Annotated in this window: 21 protein-coding genes; 19 read left to right on the forward strand and 2 right to left on the reverse strand. The window is 72.0% G+C overall.

Translation table 11 applies throughout. The features are described from left to right. Positions 1-97 precede the first annotated feature (97 nt). The gene (locus tag ADEH_RS08370) at positions 98-2,875 is read right to left on the reverse strand and encodes a vitamin B12-dependent ribonucleotide reductase (protein WP_011420669.1); all 2,778 of its coding nucleotides are present in this window, start codon (positions 2,873-2,875) and stop codon (positions 98-100) included. 480 nt (positions 2,876-3,355) lie between these two features. Here ADEH_RS08370 and lepA point away from each other — a divergent pair, with 480 nt between their 5' ends. From lepA to ADEH_RS08410, 8 genes are read left to right on the forward strand one after another with little or no spacing between them, the layout of a single operon-like run. Then, the gene (gene lepA / locus ADEH_RS08375) at positions 3,356-5,161 is read left to right on the forward strand and encodes a translation elongation factor 4 (RefSeq protein ID WP_011420670.1); all 1,806 of its coding nucleotides are present in this window, start codon (positions 3,356-3,358) and stop codon (positions 5,159-5,161) included. 7 nt (positions 5,162-5,168) lie between these two features. Next, positions 5,169-6,188, forward strand: coding sequence for a signal peptidase I (gene lepB / locus ADEH_RS08380; RefSeq protein ID WP_011420671.1), 1,020 nt, complete (start codon positions 5,169-5,171; stop codon positions 6,186-6,188). An 18-nt stretch (positions 6,189-6,206) separates the two neighbouring features. Then, positions 6,207-6,680 (forward strand): hypothetical protein, encoded by a 474-nt coding sequence (locus ADEH_RS08385; RefSeq protein WP_011420672.1) that lies wholly within the window; start codon positions 6,207-6,209, stop codon positions 6,678-6,680. Between the two features lie 10 nt (positions 6,681-6,690). After that, a complete protein-coding gene (gene pyrR, locus ADEH_RS08390) occupies positions 6,691-7,227 on the forward strand; it encodes a bifunctional pyr operon transcriptional regulator/uracil phosphoribosyltransferase PyrR (protein WP_011420673.1) in 537 nt (178 codons plus the stop codon). Continuing rightward, positions 7,224-8,165: an aspartate carbamoyltransferase catalytic subunit gene (locus ADEH_RS08395; protein WP_011420674.1), complete on the forward strand. Its 942-nt coding sequence runs from the start codon at positions 7,224-7,226 to the stop codon at positions 8,163-8,165. The genes pyrR and ADEH_RS08395 overlap by 4 nt, the downstream gene beginning before the upstream one ends. A 30-nt stretch (positions 8,166-8,195) precedes the next feature. Then, on the forward strand, positions 8,196-9,497 hold the full coding sequence (locus ADEH_RS08400) for a dihydroorotase (protein WP_011420675.1): 1,302 nt from the start codon (positions 8,196-8,198) through the stop codon (positions 9,495-9,497). Next, a complete protein-coding gene (gene carA / locus ADEH_RS08405) occupies positions 9,494-10,615 on the forward strand; it encodes a glutamine-hydrolyzing carbamoyl-phosphate synthase small subunit (protein WP_011420676.1) in 1,122 nt (373 codons plus the stop codon). Before ADEH_RS08400 ends, carA begins: the two co-directional genes overlap by 4 nt. Continuing rightward, positions 10,612-11,313, forward strand: coding sequence for a hypothetical protein (locus ADEH_RS08410; RefSeq protein WP_011420677.1), 702 nt, complete (start codon positions 10,612-10,614; stop codon positions 11,311-11,313). Before carA ends, ADEH_RS08410 begins: the two co-directional genes overlap by 4 nt. Before the next feature lie 12 nt (positions 11,314-11,325). Here ADEH_RS08410 and ADEH_RS08415 read toward each other — a convergent pair whose 3' ends face one another. Continuing rightward, positions 11,326-11,862: a bifunctional nuclease family protein gene (locus ADEH_RS08415; RefSeq protein WP_011420678.1), complete on the reverse strand. Its 537-nt coding sequence runs from the start codon at positions 11,860-11,862 to the stop codon at positions 11,326-11,328. A gap of 148 nt (positions 11,863-12,010) precedes the next feature. Here ADEH_RS08415 and ADEH_RS08420 point away from each other — a divergent pair, with 148 nt between their 5' ends. The 11 genes from ADEH_RS08420 (at position 12,011) to ADEH_RS08470 (ending at position 23,616) form a co-directional block, all read left to right on the forward strand. Further along, positions 12,011-13,144 (forward strand): PAS domain-containing sensor histidine kinase, encoded by a 1,134-nt coding sequence (locus tag ADEH_RS08420; protein ID WP_011420679.1) that lies wholly within the window; start codon positions 12,011-12,013, stop codon positions 13,142-13,144. A 65-nt stretch (positions 13,145-13,209) separates the two neighbouring features. After that, positions 13,210-13,884: a carbohydrate deacetylase gene (locus ADEH_RS08425; RefSeq protein WP_011420680.1), complete on the forward strand. Its 675-nt coding sequence runs from the start codon at positions 13,210-13,212 to the stop codon at positions 13,882-13,884. A 145-nt stretch (positions 13,885-14,029) separates the two neighbouring features. Continuing rightward, entirely contained in the window at positions 14,030-15,343 is a 1,314-nt protein-coding gene (gene icd, locus ADEH_RS08430) for an NADP-dependent isocitrate dehydrogenase (protein ID WP_011420681.1), read from the forward strand. Between the two features lie 31 nt (positions 15,344-15,374). After that, entirely contained in the window at positions 15,375-16,313 is a 939-nt protein-coding gene (gene mdh / locus ADEH_RS08435; protein WP_011420682.1) for a malate dehydrogenase, read from the forward strand. Positions 16,314-16,390: 77 nt separating this feature from the next. Further along, positions 16,391-17,557: an ADP-forming succinate--CoA ligase subunit beta gene (gene sucC / locus ADEH_RS08440; protein ID WP_011420683.1), complete on the forward strand. Its 1,167-nt coding sequence runs from the start codon at positions 16,391-16,393 to the stop codon at positions 17,555-17,557. Positions 17,558-17,599: 42 nt separating this feature from the next. Beyond that, positions 17,600-18,625 carry a succinate--CoA ligase subunit alpha gene (gene sucD / locus ADEH_RS08445; RefSeq protein ID WP_011420684.1) on the forward strand — a complete coding sequence of 342 codons (1,026 nt, stop codon included), beginning with the start codon at positions 17,600-17,602 and terminating at the stop codon, positions 18,623-18,625. Between the two features lie 104 nt (positions 18,626-18,729). Then, entirely contained in the window at positions 18,730-19,173 is a 444-nt protein-coding gene (ndk, locus tag ADEH_RS08450; protein WP_011420685.1) for a nucleoside-diphosphate kinase, read from the forward strand. 177 nt (positions 19,174-19,350) lie between these two features. Continuing rightward, the gene (locus ADEH_RS08455) at positions 19,351-20,709 is read left to right on the forward strand and encodes a hemolysin family protein (RefSeq protein WP_232287454.1); all 1,359 of its coding nucleotides are present in this window, start codon (positions 19,351-19,353) and stop codon (positions 20,707-20,709) included. Positions 20,710-20,721: 12 nt separating this feature from the next. Continuing rightward, a complete protein-coding gene (gene rlmN, locus ADEH_RS08460; protein ID WP_011420687.1) occupies positions 20,722-21,840 on the forward strand; it encodes a 23S rRNA (adenine(2503)-C(2))-methyltransferase RlmN in 1,119 nt (372 codons plus the stop codon). Positions 21,841-21,887: 47 nt separating this feature from the next. Next, a complete protein-coding gene (locus tag ADEH_RS08465; RefSeq protein ID WP_011420688.1) occupies positions 21,888-22,832 on the forward strand; it encodes a PfkB family carbohydrate kinase in 945 nt (314 codons plus the stop codon). Positions 22,833-22,881: 49 nt separating this feature from the next. Then, the gene (locus ADEH_RS08470; RefSeq protein WP_011420689.1) at positions 22,882-23,616 is read left to right on the forward strand and encodes a metallophosphoesterase family protein; all 735 of its coding nucleotides are present in this window, start codon (positions 22,882-22,884) and stop codon (positions 23,614-23,616) included.

Raw genomic sequence — 23,616 nt, forward strand, 5'->3', positions numbered from 1 at the left:
CGAAGGTCCGTCCGGAGTCGAAGGGTCGGGATGAGCGTCCCTCGACTCCGCGCCGCTTCGCGGCGCTACGCTCGGGATGAGCGCGGTGGAGTGGGGCCTAGCTGCAGCCCGTGGTCGAGCCGCAGTTCACGCACTTGTAGCAGGCGCCGTTCCGCACCGTGATCGACCCGCAGGTCGGGCAGGGCGGGGCGTCGGTGTCGGTGACGTGCGCGCCGTTGACGCCGTTCGACCCGTTCATCGCGCCGTTCGTCGCGGGGAGCGACTTCACCACCACCGTCTGCTCCGACGAGCCGTGGCGCGCCGGCGCCTGGCCAGGCGTCATGAGCGGCGGCGGTGACACCACCGAGCCCTCCTCGCTGGGCAGGAACTTCAGCGCCAGCCACCGGAAGATGTAGTCGGTGACCGACTTCGCGATGGGGATGTCCGGGTTGCCGGTGAAGCCGGACGGCTCGTAGCGCGTGTGGCTGAACTTGTCGCAGAGCACCTTCAGCGGCACGCCGTACTGCAGCGCCATCGAGATGCCGGTGGCGAAGCTGTCCATCAGGCCCGAGACCACCGAGCCCTCCTTCGCCATGGTGATGAACACCTCGCCGGGCGTCCCGTCGTCGTACATGCCGACGGTCATGTAGCCCTCGTGGCCGCCGATCGAGAACTTGTGCGTGATCGAGCGGCGCTCGTCCGGCAGGCGCCGGCGGGCGAGGCGCGGCTCGGCCACGTCCTTCCTCTCCTCCTGCTCCTTGCCGGTGTTGAGCGGCTGGCTCCGCTTGCAGCCGTCGCGGTAGATGGCGACCGCCTTCAGCCCGAGCTTCCAGGACTCGAGGTACGCGTTCTCGATGTCCTGCGGCGTCGCGGAGGTCGGCATGTTGACCGTCTTCGAGATCGCCCCGGACAGGAACGGCTGGACCGCGCCCATCATGCGGATGTGGCCCATGTAGTGGATGGAGCGGGTGCCGTTGCGCGCCTTGAAGGCGCAGTCGAACACCGGGGCGTGCTCGGGGCGGAGCCCGGGGGCGCCCTCGATCGTCTCCACCTCGTCGATGAACTGCAGGACGGAGGTGATCTCCTCGGAGGAGTAGCCGAGCTTCTGCAGCGCGAGCGGGACCGTGTTGTTCACGATCTTCAGCATCCCGCCGCCGACCAGCTTCTTGTACTTCACGAGCGCGATGTCGGGCTCGATGCCGGTGGTGTCGCAGTCCATCATGAAGCCGATGGTGCCGGTGGGCGCGAGCACGGTGACCTGGCCGTTGCGGTAGCCGCTCTCCATGCCCTGGCGGAGCGCGTCGCCCCAGGCGTCGCGCGCGGCCGAGAGCAGGCCCGGCTCGACCAGCGTCGGATCCACCAGATCGACGTGCTGCGCGTGCTTGCGGATGACGCCGAGGAACGGGTCGCGGTTCTTCTCGTACCCGGCGAACGGGCCCATCCGGTCGGCGATGCGGGCGCTCATCGCGTACGCCTCGCCGGTCATGAGCGCGGTGATGGCCGCGGCGCACGCCCGGCCGCCGTCGGAGTCGTAGGGCAGGCCGCTCGCCATGAGCAGCGCGCCCAGGTTCGCGTAGCCGAGCCCGAGCGGCCGGTACTCCTCGCTGTTCTTGCCGATGGCCGGGGTGGGGTACTTGGCGTTCGAGACCAGGATCTCCTGCGCCAGGATGGTGAGGTCCACCGCCCGCTTGAACGACTCGACGTCGAAGCCGCCCTCGATCGAGCGGAAGTGCATCAGGTTCAGCGACGCCAGGTTGCAGGCGGAGTCGTCGAGGAACATGTACTCCGAGCACGGGTTGGACGCGTTGATGCGGTCCGTGTTCGGGCAGGGGTGCCAGGCGTTGATGGTGGTGTCGAACTGCATGCCCGGGTCGCCGCACAGCCAGGCGGCCTCGGTGATCTGGCGCATCAGGTCGCGGGCGCGGATCGTCTCGAGCGCCTCCCCGTCGGTGCGGGCGGTGAGCTTCCACTCGCGGTCCTCGAGCACCGCGCGCATGAACGCGTCGGTGACGCGGACCGAGTGGTTGGCGTTCTGGAAGAAGACCGAGTCGTAGGCGCCGCCGCGCACGTTGAAGCCGCCGTCGTAGCCGGCCTCGATCAGCGCCCAGGCCTTCTTCTCCTCGTCGGCCTTGCAATTCACGAACTCGACCACGTCCGGGTGATCCACGTCGAGGATCACCATCTTGGCGGCGCGGCGGGTCTTGCCGCCCGACTTGATGACGCCGGCGAAGGCGTCGAAGCCGCGCATGAACGAGACCGGGCCGGACGCCTCGCCGCCGCCGGACAGCCGCTCCTTGGAGGAGCGGATCTTGGAGAGGTTGGAGCCGGTGCCGGACCCGTACTTGAAGAGCATGCCCTCGGTGTGGGCGAGCTTCAGGATCGAGTCCATCGAGTCGCCGACCGCGTTGATGAAGCACGCGGAGCACTGCGGGTGCTCCTCCACGCCGACGTTGAACCACACCGGCGAGTTGAAGCTCATCTTCTGCCGGTAGATGAGGTGGGCGAGCTCGGCCTCGAACGTGGCCGCGTCGGCCTCGGTGGTGAAGTAGCCGTCCTTGCGGCCCCAGGCGCCGATCGTCTCGACCACGCGGGAGACCAGCTGGCGGACGGAGCGCTCGCGCGCCGGCGTCCCGAGCTGGCCGCGGAAGTACTTGGAGGCGACGACGTTCGTGGCGAGGAGCGACCAGCTCTTCGGGACCTCCACGTCCTTCTGCTCGAAGATGGTCGCGCCGCCCTCGCCGGTGATCGCGGCGGTCCGCGTCTCCCAGGCGAGCTCCTCGGCCGGATCGACGCCGGGGGTGGTGAAGTACCGCTCGACCGAGAGGCCCTTCTTCGCGACCTTCTTGGCGGACTTGGACGCCCGCGGCCTGTGACCCGTGACTTCGCGCTCCATCATCGCTTTCCACCTCCCGCTCGAGACCGTCCCCCGGTCCGAGGCAAACACCTTCCCCATACGGGTGCCGATATCGGCGCCCGCTCAAGCCCTGTCCTCCGGCCGGCCCGCGTCAGTGAACCGGAGGTCTACCTAATCGCGATGGTCTGACATGAACGCCGGCTTCGCCCCCAAGCCGGCAGAAGGACTGATCATCCGTCGCACCCACCCCGCCGCCATCCCGCCCGTCCTCCCCGTCCCGCGCCCCCGCGGAACGAGAAGACATGCTAGCAATCGCCCGCCGAGTGTCAACGCCTGACCACAACATATGGTGGGGTACATGTATATCAACACAAGATACGGATATTTCTGAGCCGGTGTCCCAGTAGGGTGTCGAACGGTTGGTGAAGGGGGGCGCCGATATCGCCCGGAAGCGGGACCGGCGGCGCGGGGACCGGCGCCGTGGTCCCCCCGGCGCCGCCGTGTTAAAAGCCTGCCGCCCCGATGGCCGAAAAGAACTCACACATCCGCAACTTCTCCATCATCGCCCACATCGATCACGGGAAGTCCACGCTCGCCGATCGCCTCCTCGAGCACACCGGGACGGTGACCAAGCGCGAGGCCCAGGCCCAGTTCCTCGACAACATGGAGCTGGAGCGGGAGCGCGGGATCACGATCAAGGCCCAGACCGTCCGCATGAAGTACCGGGCGCAGGACGGCCGCGACTACGAGCTGAACCTCATCGACACCCCCGGGCACGTGGACTTCGCCTACGAGGTCTCGCGCTCCATGGCGGCCTGCGAGGGCGCCATCCTGGTGGTGGACGCGACGCAGGGCGTGGAGGCGCAGACGCTCGCGAACGTCTACCAGGCGCTCGACCACGACCTGGAGATCGTCCCGGTCATCAACAAGATCGACCTCCCGTCCGCCGACGTGGAGGGCGTCCGCCAGGAGATCGAGGAGGTCATCGGCCTCGACGCGAAGGACGCGGTGCCCGCCTCGGCCAAGGAGGGCATCGGCATCGGCGAGATCCTCGAGCAGATCGTGCACCGGGTGCCGCCGCCGGAGGGCGATCCCGAGGCGCCGCTGAAGGCGATCGTGTTCGACTCCTGGTACGACTCGTACCGCGGCGTGGTCATGCTGGTGCGGGTGTTCGAGGGCACCGTCCGCCCGAAGCAGAAGATCCGGCTCTGGTCGAACCGCAAGGAGTTCGAGGTCCAGGAGCTGGGGATCTTCGCGCCGTTCGCGAAGGCGGTCGGCGAGCTGCAGGCGGGCGAGGTGGGCGTCGTCGTGGCGAACGTGAAGGACGTGCACGACGCCAAGGTGGGCGACACCATCACCGACGCGGCCCGGCCCACCGAGGCGCCGTTCCCCGGCTTCAAGGTCGTGAAGCCGATGGTGTTCTCCGGCGTCTTCCCCATCGAGGCGGCCGACTACGAGCAGCTCCGCGACGCGCTGGAGAAGCTCTCGCTCAACGACTCGGCGTTCACCTACGAGCCGGAGACCTCGCAGGCGCTCGGCTTCGGGTTCCGCTGCGGCTACCTCGGGCTGCTGCACATGGAGATCGTGCAGGAGCGGCTGGAGCGCGAGTACCAGCTCGCGCTCATCACCACCGCGCCGTCGGTGGTGTACCGGGTGACCGACACCACCGGCGCGGTGGAGGAGATCGACAACCCGGCCAAGCTCCCGCCGGTGCAGAAGATCGCGAAGCTGGAGGAGCCGCACCTCACCTGCCACATCCACGCCCGCACCGAGGACGTGGGCGCCATCCTGAAGCTGTGCCAGGAGCGGCGGGGCCTGCAGCGCGACCTCAAGTACCTCGGCACCAAGCGCGTCCAGATCACCTACGACATCCCGCTCGCCGAGGTGGTGTTCGACTTCTTCGACAAGCTGAAGAGCGTCTCCCGCGGCTACGCGTCGCTCGACTACGAGCTGAAGGGGTACGAGGAGGCCGACCTCGTCAAGCTCGACATCCTCATCAACGGCGAGCCGGTGGACGCGCTCTCGGTCATCGTCCACCGCGAGCGCGCGTACCAGCGCGGGCGCGACCTCTGCCAGCGGCTGCGCGAGGTGATCCCGAAGCAGATGTACGAGGTGGCCATACAGGCGGCCATCGGCGCCAAGGTGATCGCCCGTGAGACGGTGAAGGCCTTCCGCAAGAACGTCCTCGCGAAGTGCTACGGTGGCGACATCTCGCGCAAGCGCAAGCTCCTCGAGAAGCAGAAGGAGGGCAAGAAGCGCATGAAGCAGGTGGGCTCCGTGGAGATCCCGCAGGAGGCGTTCCTCGCGGTCCTGAAGGTGGAGGAGTAGGGCCGCCGTGGCGGACGCCGCCCGCCTCGCGCGCGCGCGCCGCGACGCGCTCCGCTTCGCGCGCGACGCCCGCCGGCTGGCCGCCCGGCACCGCCGTGCGCTCGGCGACGCGCGCGGCGCCGTGGACGCGGCCGCCGGCGAGGTGACCGCCGCGGCGCGGGGCGGCGAGCCGGAGGCGCTCTCGGCGGCGCTCCGCAGGCTGGACGCGCTCTGGGAGGAGCACCTCGCCGCCCGGGTGAAGCCCTGGTGGCGGGAGTACGCCGAGTCCATCGCGCTCGCGGTGGTGCTGGCGCTCCTGGTCCGCGCGTTCGTGCTCGACGCGTTCCGGATCCCGTCCGGCTCGATGGTCCCGACGCTGGTGGTCGGCGACTACATCTTCGTCTCCAAGGTCGCCTACGCGGTGCGGCTCCCGTTCACGCACCTGCGCCTGGTCGAGACCGGCGCGCCGCGGCGCGGCGACGTCATCGTGTTCGAGAACCCGCGCGACCCGACCAGCGACTACGTGAAGCGGGTGGTGGGTATCCCGGGCGACGTCATCGAGATCCGGGAGCAGGTCCTCCACGTGAACGGCGTGCCGCAGCCGCGCGCGCCGGCCGGCGACTACGCCTACGCCGAGCGGAGCCCGTCCACCGGCGAGCCGCTCGCCGAGAGCTGCCGCCGCTACCGCGAGGCGCTCGCCAAGGGGCCCATCCTCCCGCCCCGGGGCGATCTCCCCGGCGACGCCGAGACGAGCTGGCAGGCGGCCGCCGCCGACGGGGTGGCGAGCTACGACGTCCTCCAGTGCCGGCGGGCGCGGCTCGCCTCGCGCGAGGGGCCGTTCGAGGTGGTCCGGCCCGGGCACGTGTTCGTGATGGGGGACAACCGCGATCTCTCGGCCGACAGCCGGGGGATGGGCGGGTGGCAGGTCCCCGTCGGCCACATCCGCGGCCGCGCCGCGCTGGTCTTCTGGAGCTGGGGGGATGGGGGCCTGTGGCCGCGGGGCGCAGGCGGGCTCCGGCTCGACCGGCTTTTCAAACCCATCGACTAGCGCTAGAAACACCCCCTGATGCCCAGCCTCTCCCCGTCCTCCCTGCCGCGCTCCGCGCGCGGGCAGATCACGTGGGTCACGGCCGCGATCCTCGCTGCGCTGCTGGGCGGCGGCTACCTGGCCTGGGTCTGGGTGCCGGTCTACATCGTGGACTTCCAGGCGCGGCAGGTGGTGCGGGACTTCATGAACCGCGCCGTCAAGGACCGGAACGACGACCGGCTGCGCGCCGACATGATCCGCCGGCTGGAGATGCTCGCCACCGACCAGGTCGTGGACGAGCGCGGCGAGCCGGCCACGGTGCCGGCGGTGGCGCTCGCGCCCGGCGACGTGGTCTGGGAGCGCGACACCAGCGGCGCGGCCCCCACGCTGCACGTGGCGTTCGACTACGTCCGCGTGGTGGAGCTGCCGTTCCTGGACCGCACCGTGGAGAAGGCGTTCACGGTGGACTTCACGCAGGACATCTCCATCCCGGACTGGGGACCATCGCGGTAGAGGGGGGCGCATGAACGCTGCGGACATCGAACGAGCGGTACGACGCCTGGGCCGCGACATCGCGGAGCGCGCCCGCGCGGCGGGGGCGGCCGGCGACGTCGCCATCGTGGGCATCCGGCGGGGCGGGGTGCACCTGGCCCAGCGGCTCCGCCGCGAGCTGGCCCGGGAGCTCGGCGCCGAGCCGCCGCTCGGGACGCTGGACATCGCGCTCTACCGCGACGACCTCGCCGACAAGGGCGCGGCCCCGGTGATCGGCCCGACCGACGTCCGGTTCCCGGTCCAGGGCAAGACCCTGGTGCTGGTGGACGACGTGCTCTACACGGGCCGCACGGTGCGTGCGGCGCTCGACGAGATCGTGGACTTCGGCCGCCCGCGCCGCGTCTGGCTGGCGGTGCTGGTGGACCGCGGCGGCCGCGAGCTGCCCATCTCGGCCGACTTCGCGGGCGCGCGGCTGGAGGTCTCGGACCAGGACGACGTGCAGGTGCGCCTGGTGGAGTCGGGCGCGCCCGAGGACGCGGTGGTGGTCAAGCCGAGGAGGGCGCCGTGATCGGTCGACACAAGCACTGCATCGCGCTGGAGGACTTCTCCCGCGAGGAGATCCTCGAGGTCATCGACCTCGCGGTCTCCATGAAGGAGGTGCTGCAGCGGCCCATCAAGAAGGTCCCGAGCCTGCGCGGCAAGATGGTGGTGAACCTGTTCTTCGAGGCCTCCACCCGCACCCGCAGCTCCTTCGAGACCGCCGCCAAGATCCTCTCCGCCGACGCGCTCAACTGGACGTCGTCGTCCTCGTCGGTCACCAAGGGCGAGACGCTGGTGGACACGGCGAAGAACCTCGAGGCGATGCGCCCGGACGTGCTGGTGATCCGGCACTCGGCCGGCGGCGCGCCGCGGCTGGTCGCGGAGCACGTGGGCTGCTCGGTGGTCTCCGCCGGCGACGGCGCGCACGAGCACCCGAGCCAGGGGCTCCTCGACTGCTTCACGCTGCGGGAGAAGCTCGGCACGCTCGAGGGCAAGACCGTCGCCATCGTGGGCGACGTCAGCCACTCGCGCGTGGCCCGCTCCGACCTGCACGCGTTCCCGAAGCTGGGGGCGAAGGTCCGGCTGTGCGGGCCGCCCACCATGATGCCGGCCGGGGTGGAGCGGCTCGGCGCCACGGTCCACACCGATCTGCGCGAGGCGGTGGACGGCGCGGACGCGGTCATCATGCTGCGCATCCAGCACGAGCGCATCGGCGACCCGCTCATCCCCGGCACGCGCGAGTACTCGAAGGTCTGGGGCCTGAACGCGAAGAAGGCGGCGGACTGGCTGAAGCCCTCCTGCGTGATCCTGCACCCCGGCCCCATCAACCGCGGCGTGGAGCTGTCGCCCGAGGTGGCGGACGGGCCCCGCTCGGTGATCCTGGACCAGGTGCAGAACGGGGTGGCGGTCCGGATGGCGATCCTGTACCTGCTCGCGGGCGGCGCGGGCGAGGAGGCCAGGGCGTGACGGCGCGGCTCGGGACGGGAGGCAGGCGCGATGTCTGACGTGCTCTTCATCGAGGGCGGCCGGGTCATCGACCCGGCCGGCGGCGTGGACGGCGTCCGCACCGTGGTGATCCGCGACGGCAAGGTGGCGGAGGTGGCGGAGCGGGTGGAGCGCCCGCGCGACGCCCGCGTCCTGGACGCGCGGAACCGGTGGGTCACCCCGGGCTTCGTGGACCTCCACGTCCACCTGCGCGAGCCGGGGCAGGAGTACAAGGAGACGGTCGCGACCGGCGCGCGCGCGGCGGTGGCGGGCGGCTTCACCGCCGTCTGCGCCATGCCGAACACGAAGCCGGTGAACGACTGCGCCGCGGTGACCGAGCTCGTGCTCGCGCGCGCCGCGGCGGCCGGGCTGGCGCGCGTCTACCCGGTGGGCGCGATCTCGAAGGGCTCCGGCGGCGAGGAGCTGGCCGAGTACGGCGAGCTGAAGGCCTCGGGGTGCGTGGCGCTCTCGGACGACGGCCGGCCGGTGATGTCGTCGGCGCTCATGCGCCGCGCGCTCGAGTACGCGCGCGCGTTCGGCCTGCCGCTCACCGTGCACGAGGAGGACCTGCACCTCGTCGGCAAGGGCGTGATGCACGAGGGCGCCGCCGCGACGCGGCTCGGCCTGAAGGGCATCCCGTCCCAGGCCGAGGACGTGATGGTGCTGCGCGACATCGCGCTGGTGGAGCTCACCGGCGGGCGGCTGCACGTCGCCCACGTCAGCACCGCCGGCGCGGTCCGGGCCATCCGGGAGGCGAAGCGCCGCGGGCTGCCGGTGACCGGCGAGGTCACCCCGCACCACCTCGCGCTCACCGACGACGACGTGGCCGCCTCGGGCTACTCGACCGACTTCAAGATGAACCCGCCGCTCCGCTCGGCGGACGACGTCCGCGCCTGCCGCGAGGGGCTCGCGGACGGGACGCTCGACGCCATCGCCACCGACCACGCGCCGCACTCGGCGGTGGAGAAGGACGTCGAGTTCGACGCCGCCGCGAACGGCATCGTCGGGCTCGAGACCGCGTTCTCGGTGTGCCTGGGCCTGGTGCGGGAGGGCGCGCTGACCGAGCGCCGGCTCGTCGAGGCGCTCACCGCGGGGCCGGCCAGGGTCTTCGGGCTGCCCGCCGGGACGCTGGCGCGCGGCGCCGCCGCGGACGTGGCGGTGCTCGACGCCGCCGCCGAGTGGACGCTGGACCCGGCGCGGCTCCAGTCGAAGGGCCGCAACACGCCGTGGAAGGGAAGGCGGCTCGCCGGGCGTTGCACGCACACGATCGTGGGTGGCCGGATCGTCCACGAGGAGGGCAAGGCAGACCGATGAAGCAGGCGATCCTGGCGCTGGCGGACGGCACCACCTTCGAGGGGTTCTCGCTCGGCGCGACCGGCGAGGCCACGGGGGAGGTCGTCTTCAACACCTCCATGACCGGATACCAGGAGATCCTGACCGACCCGTCGTACGTCGATCAGATGATCTGCATGACGTATCCGGAGCAGGGGAACTACGGCGTGAACCGCGCCGACGAGGAGTCCGCGCGCCCGCACGCCACCGGCTTCATCGTCCGCCACGCCGCCGAGCAGCCGTCGAACTTCCGCGCCGAGCAGAGCCTGCACGGCTACCTCGCGGCGCACGGCATCGTCGGGATCACCGGCATCGACACGCGGCGGCTCACGCGGCACATCCGCACCGCCGGCGCGCAGATGGGCGTCATCGCCACCGAGGGGAGCGCCGGGGCGCTGGTGGAGCGGGCGCGCGCGCTGCCCGGGATGGAGGGGCAGGACCTCGCCACCCGCATCTCGACCGCGGCGCCGTACGAGTGGACGGAGCAGGGCGCCGACTGCTGGACCGACGCCGAGCGCGCGCCGCTCGCGAAGCCGCGCTTCCACGTGGTCGCGTACGACTGGGGGCTGAAGCGCGCCATGCTCCGGCTGCTGGCCGAGGCCGGCTGCCGCGTCACGGTGGTGCCGTCGCGCACCAGCGCGGCCGAGGCGCTGGCGCTCCGCCCGGACGGCGTGTTCCTCACGAACGGCCCCGGCGACCCCGCCGCGGTGACGGGCGCGCGCGAGACGGTGGCGGCGCTGCTCGGCAAGGTGCCGGTGTTCGGCATCTGCCTCGGCCACCAGATCCTGGCGCTCGCCATCGGCGCGCGCACCTACAAGCTCAAGTTCGGCCACCGCGGCGCGAACCAGCCGGTGAAGGAGCTGGACACCGGCAAGGTGGACATCACCGCCCAGAACCACGGCTTCGCCGTGGACGACGCCAGCCTGGGCAAGCGCGCCCGCGTCACCCACGTGAACCTGAACGACGGGACGGTGGAGGGCATCGAGGTGCTCGACGCGCCGGCCTTCAGCGTCCAGTACCACCCCGAGTCGTCGCCCGGGCCGCACGACGCGCGCCCGCTGTTCGCGCGCTTCGTGGCGATGATGGAGCGGTCTCGATGACGCTGCAGCTGCTGCACGAGCGCCTGCTCGCCTGGGCCACCGACGGCGCGCGCAAGGAGGAGCTCCTCGCCGCGCGCCGGTTCCACTTCGACCGGTACGGCGAGCCGCACGAGGAGGATCGCACCTACGAGCCCCGGCTGAACGGGATGCTCGACTACTACCTCTACGACCACCGGCCCGCGGGCGGCACCGGCACCACCATCGAGCGGTTCATCGAGGCGGAGGGCCCCTCGCTCTCGCCCGAGGAGCTGGCCGCGTACCAGGACCTGGCGCGCAACGTCCACGGGCTGTTCGAGGTCCGCAAGATCCGCGACGGCCTGCTGCGGCTCCGCGACGTGTTCACCGCAGGGGACTACGACGTCACCGAGCGGCGCCACGTCGCCGGGCTGGACAAGGGCGACGTGCTGGAGGCGCGGCTGCTCCCGTTCCAGGGCGCGCTCTACTTCTCCGGCGCGTTCCTGTACCACCCGCGCGAGGCGCACAAGGCGATCCACGCCGAGGTGAAGCGCCTGCGCAAGGCGGCCGGGAAGGGCGGCACGGTGGACGTGAAGGAGTTCCTGGCGACGCTGTCGCGCATGGCGTTCAAGCTGGAGCGCTACCGCAACGTCCGGCTCGAGTCGATCTACGACTTCGCCGCCGAGTCGCGGCTGCCCACGCCGCGCCCGGCGCGCCCGCCCGGCGAGCCGGGCGCGCAGTAGCGCCGCCCGCCGCTACATCCGCTGCGGCTCCCCGCCCTCGCGCGCGACGCGCTCGCGGGCCCGGTCCACCTCCTCCGGCGACAGGCCCGACTCGTCCATCACCCGGCGGCTGGTGAAGATCGGCGCGCCGGCCGAGACGGCCAGCGCCACCGACTCGGAGGCCGCGCCCGGGAGCTCGAGGCGGCGCGCGCCCTGCGTCAGCCGCACCCGCGCGCCGCCCGGGCCCTCGTCCGCGGACGCGATCTCCACCTCGCGCACCCGCCCGCCCAGCGCCCGGATCGTCTCGGCGAGCAGGCCCGGGGCCGCGTCCGCGCGCAGGCGCCGGCCGAGGTCCTGGTCCTGCGCGCCCGGCACGACGAGCGGCAGCAGGTTCTTCGCCCCCTTCTCGCGCAGCACCAGGATCGAGGCGGCCCCCTCGGGCATCGGCAGCACGCCCGCCACCTCCAGCTCGACCCGCGCCGCGGGCGGCGCCGCCGCGTGCGCGGAGATCCCGGCCAGGCCCGTCACGAGCACGAACCAGGGGATGGAGAGAGAGGCGCTGACTCGCATGGACGCTCCGGGGTCACCGTGGGACCACCTTGAAGGTGGGCTCCGCCGGTCCGCGCGGGCACCGGGGCGGGCGAGCGGGCGCGGGCCCCGCACCGGGAGGGCGCGGGACTTCACGGAGCGCGCCGGACGCCGCATCTCAGAGGGCGGCGTGGACTTCTCGCTGCTCGACTCGGCGCCGGACGCCATGGTGATCGCCGACGACGCCGGCGCGATCCTCTTCGTGAACGCCCACGCCGAGCGCCTCTTCGGCTACCGGAGCGAGGAGCTGCTGGGCAGGCCGGTGGAGGTGCTGCTCCCGGCGCGCTACCGGACCATGCACCAGGTCCACCGGTCCGCGTACCAGGCCGCGCCGCGCACCCGCCCCATGGGGCTCGGCCTCGACCTGTCCGGGCTCCGTCACGACGGGGCCGAGTTCCCGGCCGAGATCAGCCTGTCGCCGATCCAGGTGGACGGGCGGAGCTGCGTGATCGCGGCGGTGCGCGACGCGACCGAGCGGCGGAAGATCGAGGAGCGCGCCCGGCTCTGGCGGAAGGCGCAGGAGGAGGTGCGCGAGCGCGACGAGTTCCTGTCGGTGGCCTCGCACGAGCTGCGCACGCCGGTGACCGCGCTCCAGCTGCAGCTGCTCCACCGGGCCGCGCTCCGCTCGGGCGAGGGCCTGCCGCCGGACGTGGTGGACCGGCTGGAGACGCTGGAGCGGCAGACGCGCCGGCTCGCCGCGCTGGTGGGCGAGCTGCTCGACGTCTCGCGCATGCGCCTCGGCAAGATCGAGCTCCGGCGCGAGGCGCTCGATCTCGCCGAGGTGGCGCGCGACGCGGCCGGCCACGCCCAGGGCGACCTGGCGCGCTCCGGGTCGAAGCTCGCGCTCGACCTGCAGCCGGTCACCGGGGCCTGGGACCGGACGCGCCTCGAGCAGGTGATCGCGAACCTGCTCGTGAACGCCGCCAAGTTCGGGCAGGGGCGGCCGATCGCGCTGCACGTCACCGGCGACGACGGCACCGCCCGCGTGCGCGTCAGCGACCAGGGCATCGGCATCGCGCCGGAGCAGCAGGTGCGGGTGTTCGACCGCTTCGCGCGCGCCGTGCCGGCCCAGAACTTCGGCGGGCTCGGGCTGGGGCTCTACATCGCGCGGCAGATCGTGGAGGCGCACGGCGGCACCATCGAGGTGGCGAGCACGCCAGGCGCCGGCGCGACGTTCACGGTGGACCTGCCGCGCCAGCCGCCCGCGCCCGCGCCCGGGGCCCGGCCGGACGCGGGGGGGCTGGAGCCGGGCCGGCTCCACTAGCGATCCGGCGGCGCGCCCCGCGCTTGACTCGGCGGACGCGGCGCGCGACGGTCGCGGCCGCCGCCATGCGATGGCTGATCGTGAACGCCGACGACCTCGGCTACGACCCGGAGATCGACCGGGGCATCCTCGAGGCGCACGCGCGCGGGCTGGTCACCAGCGCCACCGCCATGGTCGAGACGCCGTTCGCGGCCGCGGCGCTGGCCGGCGCGCCGCGCTCGCTCGGGATCGGGCTGCACGCCGTCGTGGACCCCGACGCCGGGCGGGCCGGGGCGGAGGCGGCGCTGCGCCGGCAGCTCGAGCGCTTCGAGGCGCTGCGCGGCGCGCCGCCCACGCACCTCGACAGCCACAAGCACGCGCACGCCGCGCCGGCGGTGCGGGAGGCGTTCTGCGCGGTGGCGGCGGAGCGAGGGCTGCCGGTGCGGTCGCTCGACGGGCCCATGCGCGCGGCGCTCCGCGCCGCGGGGGTGGCCACCGCGGACGCGTTCCTGGGCGACGCGGCACGGCGCCCGGCCTGGACCGAGGAGGCGCTCCTCGCCGCGCTCGACGAGGTGGGGGAGGGCGTGACCGAGCTGATGGCGCACCCGGGCCACACGCCGAGCCATGCCCGGACCTCGTTCGGGGCCGAGCGCGAGATCGAGCTCGCGGCGCTCTGCAGCCCCCGCGCCCGCGCGCGCGTCGCCGCGCGAAACCTCCGTCTCTGCGGCTGGTCAGCCGTGGGACGCCCTTCTCAGGGGTGACCCGTGGGCGGACCAACATCGACCGCCGCAGTCGTTGTAAAGTGCCGCGAATTCCAAATGTTGGAGCGGTCAGCGCCTTTACACCCCACGCGGCGCGATGCTAAGACCCCGGCTCCACCTCTCCCCACACGCGAGGAAGCTCGTCATGGCGGATGCGAAGCCGGTGGTCCCGAAGGATGGAGCGAAGATCTCGCTCGTCGGCGGGAAGCTGAACGTTCCCGACCGGCCCATCCTGCCGTTCATCGAGGGTGACGGCACCGGCCGCGACATCTGGCGCGCCAGCGTGCGGGTGCTCGACGCGGCGGTGGAGAAGGCCTACCGCGGCCGCCGGAAGATCGCCTGGACCGAGGTGTACGCGGGCGAGAAGGCGTTCACCAAGTTCAACAACTGGCTGCCCGACGAGACGATCCAGGCGTTCCGCGAGTACCTCATCGGCATCAAGGGGCCGCTCACCACGCCCATCGGCGGCGGCATCCGCTCGCTGAACGTCGCGCTGCGTCAACTCCTCGATCTCTACGTCTGCCTCCGGCCGGTCCGCTGGTTCCGGGGGGTGCCCTCGCCGGTGAAGCGCCCGGAGAAGGTCAACATGGTGATCTTCCGGGAGAACACGGAGGACATCTACGCGGGGATCGAGTGGGAGGCGGGCTCGGAGCAGGCGAGGAAGCTGCTCGCGTTCCTCGAGCAGGAGTTCCCGGAGGAGTACCGGAAGATCCGCTTCCCGGCGACCTCGGGCGTGGGCGTGAAGCCGGTGTCGCGCGAGGGGACGGAGCGGCTCGTCCGCGCGGCGCTCGAGTTCGCCGTCCGCGAGCGGCGCCGGAGCGTCACCTTCGTGCACAAGGGCAACATCATGAAGTTCACGGAGGGTGCGTTCCGGAACTGGGGCTACGCGCTCGCCGAGCGGGAGTTCGCCGACCGCGTCTACACCTGGGAGCAGTGGGAGCGCACCAAGGCCTCGCGCGGCGAGGAGGCCGCCGCCGCCGAGCAGAAGGCGGCCGTCGCCGAGGGGCGCATCCTGGTCAAGGACGCCATCGCCGACATCACGCTGCAGCAGGTGCTGACCCGGCCCGAGGACTTCGACGTGGTCGCCACGCTCAACCTGAACGGCGACTACCTCTCCGACGCGCTCGCCGCGCAGGTCGGCGGCATCGGCATCGCGCCCGGCGGCAACGCCAACTACGTCACCGGCCACGCCATCTTCGAGGCCACCCACGGCACCGCGCCGAAGTACGCGGACCTCGACAAGGTGAACCCGGGCTCGGTGATCCTCTCCGGCGAGATGATGTTCCGGCACCTCGGCTGGAACGAGGCGGCCGACCTGATCGTCAAGGGCATGGACGGCGCCATCGCCGGCCACCGCGTCACCTACGACTTCGCGCGCCTGATGAAGGCCGAGGGCGTGGCGGACGCGGTCGAGGTGAAGTGCTCCGAGTTCGGCGACGAGATCATCGAGCACATGTAGCGTAGCGGCTTTCCAACCCCGGAGTGACCACATGGCCCAGCGGAAGAAGATCGCGCTCATCGGCGCGGGACAGATCGGCGGCACGCTCGCGCTCCTGGCCGGGCAGAAGGAGCTCGGCGACGTCGTCCTGGTGGACATCATGGAGGGCGTCGCCAAGGGCAAGGCGCTCGACCTGCAGGAGACGCGCGGCGTCGGCAAGTGGGACGTGGACGTGACCGGCGGCGGCACGACCGACTACTCGGTCATCCGCGACGCCGACGTCTGCATCGTGACCGCGGGCGTGCCGCGCAAGCCGGGCATGAGCCGCGAGGATCTCCTGAAGGTGAACCTCGACGCGATCACCAAGGTCGCGCACGGCATCAAGCAGTACGCGCCGAACGCGTTCGTCATCGTCATCACGAACCCGCTCGATTCGATGGTCTACGCCATGTACAAGGTCACCGGCTTCCCCAAGAACCGGGTGGTCGGCATGGCCGGCGTGCTCGACACCGCGCGCTTCCAGTACTTCGTGGGCGACGCGGCCGGGGTCTCGCCGCAGGACGTCCAGGCCATGGTGCTCGGCGGCCACGGCGACGACATGGTCCCGCTGCTCCGCTACTCGTCGGTGGCCGGCGTGCCGCTGACCCGGCTGCTCGACAAGGCGAAGCTCGACGCCATCGTGGAGCGCACGCGGAAGGGCGGGGGAGAGATCGTGGCGCTGCTCGGCACCGGCTCGGCCTTCTACGCGCCGGCCGCCTCGGCGATCGCGATGGCGGAGTCGTACCTGCGCGACAAGAAGCGGGTGCTGCCCTGCTCGGCCCTGCTGGAGGGCCAGTACGGGGTGAAGGGCCTGTTCGTCGGCGTCCCGGTGGTGATCGGCGCCGGGGGCGTGGAGCGGGTGCTCGAGCTCGAGCTGAACGACGACGAGCGCGCCATGCTCCAGCGGTCGGTGGACAGCGTGAAGAAGTCCGTCGCCGAGACCAAGCTGTAGTAGGTTTCTCGGGCCGGTCGTTCGCCCCTTCCGGGGACGACCGGCCTTCGTCGTCACCACGAGAGAGCGAGCTCGGCTTGAAGATCCACGAGTACCAGGCGAAGGAAATCCTGCGGAAGTTCGGCGTGGCGGTGCCGCGCGGCTACCTCGCGGTCACGCCGCTCGAGGCGGAGGGCGCGGCGCGCCAGCTCGGCGGCGGCATCAGCGCGGTGAAGGCGCAGATCCACGCGGGCGGCCGCGGCAAGGGCGGCGGCGTGAAGCTGGCCCGCTCGCCGGACGAGGCCCGCCAGCACGCCGAGGCCATGCTCGGCATGATGCTGAAGACCCCGCAGACCGGGCCGGAGGGGCAGGAGGTCCGCAAGGTCTACGTCGAGGAGGGCTGCCGGATCGCCCGCGAGCTGTACCTCGGCATGACGCTGGACCGCGAGATCGGGCGCCTGGCGGTGATGGCCTCGGTCGAGGGCGGCGTGGACATCGAGGAGGTGGCCGCGAAGCACCCCGACAAGATCCTGCGGGAGTGGATCTCGCCGCTGACCGGCCTCATGCCGTTCCAGGCCCGCCGGCTCGCGTTCGGCCTCGGCCTCTCCGGCGACTCGGTCACCGCGTTCGTGCGCTTCGCCACCGGCCTGTACAACGCCTACGTCGCCACCGACGCGTCGCTCGCCGAGATCAACCCGCTCGTCATCACGGTGGGCGGCGAGGTGCTCGCGCTCGACGCGAAGATGAACTTCGACGACAACGCGCTCTACCGGCACCCGGACATCGCGGCCATGCGCGATCCGGACGAGGAGGATCCGAAGGAGACGCAGGCCAAGGAGTACGACCTCTCGTACATCGCGCTGGACGGCGACATCGGCTGCATGGTGAACGGCGCCGGCCTGGCGATGGCCACCATGGACGTCATCAAGCTGTCCGGCGGCCAGCCGGCCAACTTCCTCGACGTGGGCGGCGGCGCCGACGAGGACAAGGTCACCGCGGCCTTCAAGATCATCCTCTCCGACCCGCACGTGAAGGCGGTGCTGGTCAACATCTTCGGCGGCATCATGAAGTGCGACGTGATCGCGAACGGCATCGTCGCCGCCGCGAAGCAGGTGGGGCTCTCGATCCCGCTGGTGGTCCGGCTCGAGGGCACCAACGTCGAGCTGGGCAAGGAGATCCTCGCCCACAGCGAGCTGAAGATCATCCCCGCCGACGATCTCGGCGAAGCCGCCCGGAAGGCCGTCCAGGCCGCGCGGGCCGCCTAGATCCAGGTCCATTCGTCGCGCGAGCGGCGGGAGGCACACGCCTTGAGCATCCTCGTAGATCGCAACACCCGGGTCCTCGTCCAGGGCATCACCGGTTCGGCCGGCAGCTTCCACACCGAGCAGATGCTGGCCTACGGCACGAACGTCGTGTCGGGCGTGACGCCCAACCGCGGCGGCACCCGGTTCCAGGGGACGGTCCCCATCTTCCACACGGTCGCGGCGGCGGTGAAGGAGACCGGCGCGAACGCGGCCGCCATCTTCGTGCCGCCCCCGTTCGCCGCCGACGCCATCATCGAGGCGGCCGAGGCGGACATCGAGCTGATCGTGGCGATCACCGAGGGCATCCCGGTGCTCGACATGGTCCGGGTCCGCCGGTACGTGGAGAGCCGCCCGAAGACCCGGCTCGTCGGGCCGAACTGCCCCGGCGTGATCACGCCCGGCCAGTGCAAGATCGGCATCATGCCCGGCCACGTGCACCGGCCCGGCCGCATCGGCGTGGTGTCGCGCTCCGGCACGCTCAACTACGAGGCGGTGAAGCAGCTCAGCGACCTGGGCCTCGGCCAGTCCACCTCGGTGGGCATCGGCGGCGACCCGGTCCACGGCACCGACTTCGTGCAGGCGCTGCAGCTGTTCGAGGACGACCCGGACACCGACGCGGTCATCATGATCGGCGAGATCGGCGGCGGCGAGGAGGAGAAGGGCGCCGCGTTCGTGCGCGAGCACATGACGAAGCCGGTGGTCGGCTTCATCGCCGGCCGCACCGCGCCCCCGGGCAAGCGCATGGGCCACGCCGGCGCGGTGATCTCGGGCGGCGCCGGCACCGCCGACGCGAAGATGGCGGCCATGCGCGAGGCCGGCGTCGTGGTGGTGGACGGGCCGCACCTGCTCGGCCGGGCCATGAAGGACGCGCTGTCGCGGCGCGCCCGCCCCAAGCCCGTCAAGGCGCCCGCCGGCAAGCGGCCGGCCGCCCCCGCGCCCGGCAAGAAGGGCGCCGCCTCGCGCAGCGCCGCGCCCTCGCAGCGCGGCGGCAAGGCGCTCAAGAAGGCTGCCAAGGGGGAGCGCGACTAGCGCGCCCCCGAGGATCCAGGGACGCTCGCGCCCCCGTGCTCGCGGTGAGCCGGGGGCGCGGCTTTCCCGCAACCCGGAAACACGGAACGAACGGAGAGCATCACATGGCGATCGAGCGCACGCTGTCCATCATCAAGCCCGACGGCGTCGAGAAGGGCATCATCGGGAAGATCATCGGCCGCTTCGAGGAGAAGGGGCTGAAGCCGGTGGCGATCCGGCTGACCCAGCTGTCGAAGGCCGAGGCCGAGGGCTTCTACGCGGTGCACAAGGCCCGGCCGTTCTTCGCCGACCTCGTGAAGTTCATGACCAGCGGCCCGGTGGTGCTGATGGTGCTCGAGGGCGAGAACGCCGTCGCGCGGAACCGCGAGATCATGGGCGCCACCGACCCGAAGAAGGCCGACGCCGGCACGATCCGCAAGGACTTCGCGACCGACATCGAGAAGAACACGGTCCACGGGTCGGACAGCGTCGAGAACGCGAAGATCGAGGTCTCGTACTTCTTCCCCGAGGTGCAGGTCCACGCCTACGAGTGGAAGAAGCTCGCCTAACCGGCCGATCTTCCTGCGCTCCTGGGGGCGTTCCCCCGCTCGGCCGGGCGCGCCGCGCCCGGTTCGGGCTAGAATGCACGAACCCGTCCCGCCCCAGGGACGGGTTTCGTCGTTTCTGGGGATGGCGAGGAGAGCCGCGGTTTGGACGCAGTACCGACATGGAAATGGTTGCTGGGGGTGGCGTTCCTCGCCGCCTCCGCCTTCTGCTCGGGGACCGAGACGGCGCTGACCGCCCTGGGCGAGCCCCGCGCCCGGCAGCTCCGCGAGACCGGCGGCCGGCGGGCCCGCCTGCTGGGCCTGTGGATCGAGCACCCGGAGCGCGTGCTCTCGACGCTGCTCATCGGCAACACGCTGGTGAACGTGGGCGCCGGCGCGCTGGCCGGCTCGGTGGGTGCGGACCTCGCCGCCGGGGGCGGCTGGGCCCACGGGACGCTGGTCGCGATCGCGACGGGCATCACCACCGTGGTCATCCTGTTCGCGGGCGAGATCGTCCCGAAGACCCTCGCCAAGCGGCACCCGGCGCCGGTGGCGCTCTGGGCCATGCCCATGGTCCAGACGCTGTGCCTCGCGATGTGGCCGCTCTCCGCGGCGGTGACCCGCCTCACCGGCTGGGTGGTCGGGCTGCTCGGCGGCGGCCGGGCGCCCACGCCGGCGGTGACCAGCGAGGAGATCGAGTACCTCATCGAGATGGGCACGCGCGAGGGCGTGCTCGACGAGGTGAAGGAGGAGCTGCTCAACAGCGTGCTCGAGTTCGCCGACCGCGTCGCGAAGGAGGTCATGATCCCGCGCACGCGCATGGTCGCGGTGGACCGCGCGGTCGAGCCGGACGAGCTGGTGCGGATCGTCACCGAGAACCCGTACAGCCGCATGCCGGTGTACGAGGGGTCCATCGACAACGTGGTGGGCATCCTGCTGGTGCGCGACATCATCCAGGAGCTCCGGCACGGGCCGCTGCGACGCATCGCGCTGGACCGCTACCTGAAGCCGGCGTTCTTCGTCCCCGAGCAGATGAAGATCTCGCGCCTGCTGAAGGAGATGCAGCGGCGGCGGACGCACCTCGCGGTGGTCGTGGACGAGTTCGGCGGCACGAGCGGCCTCGTCACCATGGAGGACGTCATCGAGGAGATCGTCGGCGAGATCCAGGACGAGGCCGACGTGGAGGCCGCGCCGGTGAAGGCGGTCGCGCCCGGCGTGTGGCTGGCCGACGCCGCCATCCCGCTCCACGACCTGCAGTCGTTCCTGAACGAGCAGCGGGACGAGCCCGCGCCGCGCCCCGCCGGCGAGGACGCGCCCGAGCCCGACGAGGGCGAGCCGACGCCGGAGGTCCGGTTCCCCGAGCAGGGGGACTACGAGACGCTGGGCGGGTTCGTGACCGCCACCGCCGGCCGGGTGCCGCCCGTGGGGGCCACGCTGGCCTGGGACGGCCTCACGTTCACGGTGCGCGCCGGCGACGAGCGGCGGGTCACCCGCGTCGAGATCGCGCGGCGGGGCGAGGCGCCCGCGCCCGAGGTCGCGCCGGCCGCCGCCCGGTCTTAGGAAGACGCCCGCATGGACGTCCTGCACGACGACACCCCCGACCTCCGGTCGCTCCCGCAGGAGCGGCTCGCCTCCCTGATCGCCGGGCTGGGCGAGAAGCCGTTCCGCGCCCGCCAGGTCTACCGCTGGCTGCACCTGCGCGGCGCCGCCTCGCTCGAGGAGATGACCGACGTGCCGCGGGCGCTGCGCGAGCGGCTGGCGGAGGGCACCCGCCTCACCACCCTCGAGCGCGCCACCGAGCAGCGCTCCGCCGACGGCACCATCAAGTGGACCTGGCGCACGCGCGACGGGAAGCTGGTGGAGTCGGTCTACCTGCCGGAGACCGACCGCAAGACGCTGTGCGTGTCCACGCAGGTGGGCTGCGCGGTGGGCTGCACGTTCTGCATGACCGGCACCATGGGGCTCGCCCGCAACCTCGAGCCGGGCGAGATCGTGGATCAGGTGCACCGCGCCAACCGCCGGCTGATCGAGCTGGGGGAGGGGGAGGGGCCGCGCCCGCTCACCAACCTCGTGTTCATGGGCATGGGCGAGCCGCTCGCGAACTACCGCAGCCTGAAGGTCGCGCTCGACCTGCTCCTCTCCGAGGACGGCCCCAACTTCTCGCACCGCCACGTGACCGTCTCGACGTCCGGGCTCGTGCCGGTGATGCGGCGGCTCGGCGAGGAGACGCAGGTGAAGCTGGCCGTGTCGCTGAACGCCACCACCGACGCGCAGCGCGACGCGATCATGCCCATCAACCGGCGCTACCCGCTGGCCGAGCTGCTCCGCGCCTGCCGCGAGTTCCCCATGAAGCAGGGGCGGCGGATCACGTTCGAGTACGTGATGCTGGGCGGCGTGAACGACGCGCCGGAGGACGCCGAGCGCCTGGCGCGGCTGCTGCGCGGCATCCCGGCGAAGGTGAACCTCATCCCGTACAACGAGAACCCGGGCCTCGGGTTCGCCGCCCCGGCGCCCGGCGCGGTGGAGCGGTTCCGCGACCTGCTCGTCGCGCGCAACGTGACCGCGGTGGTCCGCAAGAACCGCGGCACCGACATCGCCGCCGCCTGCGGGCAGCTCGCCGCGGAGGGCGGCCCCGGCGATCCGCGCCGGCGCGCCGCTGCGGCGTTGACCGGGACGCCCGCGGCGGGCTAGGTACGGGTCGCCCGCCGCTCCCTGCGGGCGGAAAGGCTCGAACCCGGATGGCCCTGCTCGTCGTCGGCTCCGTCGCGCTCGACTCGCTCGAGACCCCCTTCGGCCGCCGCGAGGACGTGCTGGGCGGCTCCGCGTCGTACTTCTCGGCCTGCTCGAGCTTCTTCGGCCCGACGCGGCTGGTGGCCGTGGTGGGGGAGGACTTCCCCGAGGAGCACGTGCGCTTCCTGGCCGGGCGCGACGTGGACCTGGCCGGCCTCTCGCGCGAGCCGGGCAGGACCTTCCGCTGGAAGGGGCGCTACGAGTTCGACCTCAACACCGCGCACACGCTGGACACGCAGCTCAACGTGTTCGCCGGGTTCCGGCCGGTGCTCCCGCCCGGCTTCCGCAACTCGGAGTTCGTGTTCCTCGGCAACATCGACCCGGACCTGCAGCGCGCGGTGCTCGACCAGGTGGAGCGGCCCCGCTTCGTGGGCTGCGACACCATGAACTACTGGATCACCTCGAAGCGCGCGAGCCTGCTCGAGACGCTGAAGCGCGTGGACATGCTGTTCGTCAACGACGCGGAGGCGCGCCAGCTCGCCGGCGAGCACAACGTGGTGAAGGCGGCGCGCGCCATCCTCTCGCTCGGGCCGAAGGCGCTGGTGGTGAAGCGCGGCGAGTACGGCGCGCTGTTCTTCTCCGGGGACGAGGTCTTCGCCGCCTCGGCGTTCCCGCTGCCCGAGGTCTTCGACCCCACCGGCGCGGGCGACAGCTTCGCGGGCGGGTTCATGGGCTACCTCGCGCACCGCGGCCGCGCGGACGTCGCCACCATGCGGCGCGCCATCGTGCTCGGGAGCGTGCTGGCGAGCTTCGCGGTGGAGCAGTTCTCGCTCGACCGGCTCCGCACGCTCCGCCCCGAGGAGATCCGGGCGCGCTACGCCGAGGCGCGCGGCCTCGCCCACTTCGACGACCTCGAAAACGATCTCTTCAACGGCGCGGCCACCCCGGGTTGACCTCCGATCCGGGCGGCGGCTACCATGCGCCGCCCGGCACGGGTCGAGCATGCGCATCGGGATCATCTCCGACATCCACTCGAACCTCGAGGCCCTGAGCGAGTCGCTGGCCGCGCTGGAGCGCCTGCGCCCGGATCGCATCTACTGCCTGGGCGACGTGGTCGGCTACGGCGCGAGCGTGAACGAGTGCTGCGCGCTGGTGCGCAAGGTGGCCGAGGTGACGCTGCTCGGCAACCACGACGCCGCGGTGGCCGGGCGGATGGACTACAGCTTCTACTACGACGCCGCCCGCCACGCGCTCGACTGGACCGCGGCGCGCATCGACCCGGACCACCTCGAGTGGCTGCGGGCGCTGCCGTACACCCACCGGCTCCCGGGCGTCGGCCTCAGCCACGGCAACCCGGCCGCGCCGCAGGCGTACGAGTACGTGTTCGCGAAGGAGCAGGCGAGGGACCTCGTCCCGCACCTCGACGGGCTCGAGGACGTGAACTTCGTGGGCCACTCCCACCTGTGCAAGTCGTTCGCGATCCACCCGTCGGGCGACGTGAACGAGGTGGTGGCGACGCGGTTCGGGCTGCGCCGCGGCTACAAGTACGTGATCTCGGTGGGCTCGGTGGGGCAGCCGCGCGACTGCGACAACCGCGCCTGCTTCGTCACCTACGACACCGAGGAGCGCGTGGTGGAGTTCCACCGCGTGCCCTACGACATCGAGACCGCGGCGCAGAAGATCTTCGACGCCGACCTCGCCCTGAACTTCGGCAAGCGGCTGTTCCTGGGCGTGTGA

The sequence above is a fragment of the Anaeromyxobacter dehalogenans 2CP-C genome (genome assembly GCF_000013385.1).
In the GTDB taxonomy this organism is placed as follows: Bacteria; Myxococcota; Myxococcia; order Myxococcales; family Anaeromyxobacteraceae; genus Anaeromyxobacter; species Anaeromyxobacter dehalogenans_B.

Excerpts from the sequence above, each read along its gene's own strand:
- ADEH_RS08370 (WP_011420669.1), bottom strand. The coding sequence starts at position 2,875 with ATGATGGAGCGCGAAGTCACGGGTCACAGGCCGCGGGCGTCCAAGTCC.
- lepA (WP_011420670.1), top strand. The coding sequence starts at position 3,356 with ATGGCCGAAAAGAACTCACACATCCGCAACTTCTCCATCATCGCCCAC.
- ADEH_RS08385 (WP_011420672.1), top strand. The coding sequence starts at position 6,207 with ATGCCCAGCCTCTCCCCGTCCTCCCTGCCGCGCTCCGCGCGCGGGCAG.
- pyrR (WP_011420673.1), top strand. The coding sequence starts at position 6,691 with ATGAACGCTGCGGACATCGAACGAGCGGTACGACGCCTGGGCCGCGAC.
- ADEH_RS08400 (WP_011420675.1), top strand. The coding sequence starts at position 8,196 with ATGTCTGACGTGCTCTTCATCGAGGGCGGCCGGGTCATCGACCCGGCC.
- carA (WP_011420676.1), top strand. The coding sequence starts at position 9,494 with ATGAAGCAGGCGATCCTGGCGCTGGCGGACGGCACCACCTTCGAGGGG.
- ADEH_RS08410 (WP_011420677.1), top strand. The coding sequence starts at position 10,612 with ATGACGCTGCAGCTGCTGCACGAGCGCCTGCTCGCCTGGGCCACCGAC.
- ADEH_RS08415 (WP_011420678.1), bottom strand. The coding sequence starts at position 11,862 with ATGCGAGTCAGCGCCTCTCTCTCCATCCCCTGGTTCGTGCTCGTGACG.
- ADEH_RS08425 (WP_011420680.1), top strand. The coding sequence starts at position 13,210 with ATGCGATGGCTGATCGTGAACGCCGACGACCTCGGCTACGACCCGGAG.
- icd (WP_011420681.1), top strand. The coding sequence starts at position 14,030 with ATGGCGGATGCGAAGCCGGTGGTCCCGAAGGATGGAGCGAAGATCTCG.
- mdh (WP_011420682.1), top strand. The coding sequence starts at position 15,375 with ATGGCCCAGCGGAAGAAGATCGCGCTCATCGGCGCGGGACAGATCGGC.
- ndk (WP_011420685.1), top strand. The coding sequence starts at position 18,730 with ATGGCGATCGAGCGCACGCTGTCCATCATCAAGCCCGACGGCGTCGAG.
- rlmN (WP_011420687.1), top strand. The coding sequence starts at position 20,722 with ATGGACGTCCTGCACGACGACACCCCCGACCTCCGGTCGCTCCCGCAG.
- ADEH_RS08465 (WP_011420688.1), top strand. The coding sequence starts at position 21,888 with ATGGCCCTGCTCGTCGTCGGCTCCGTCGCGCTCGACTCGCTCGAGACC.
- ADEH_RS08470 (WP_011420689.1), top strand. The coding sequence starts at position 22,882 with ATGCGCATCGGGATCATCTCCGACATCCACTCGAACCTCGAGGCCCTG.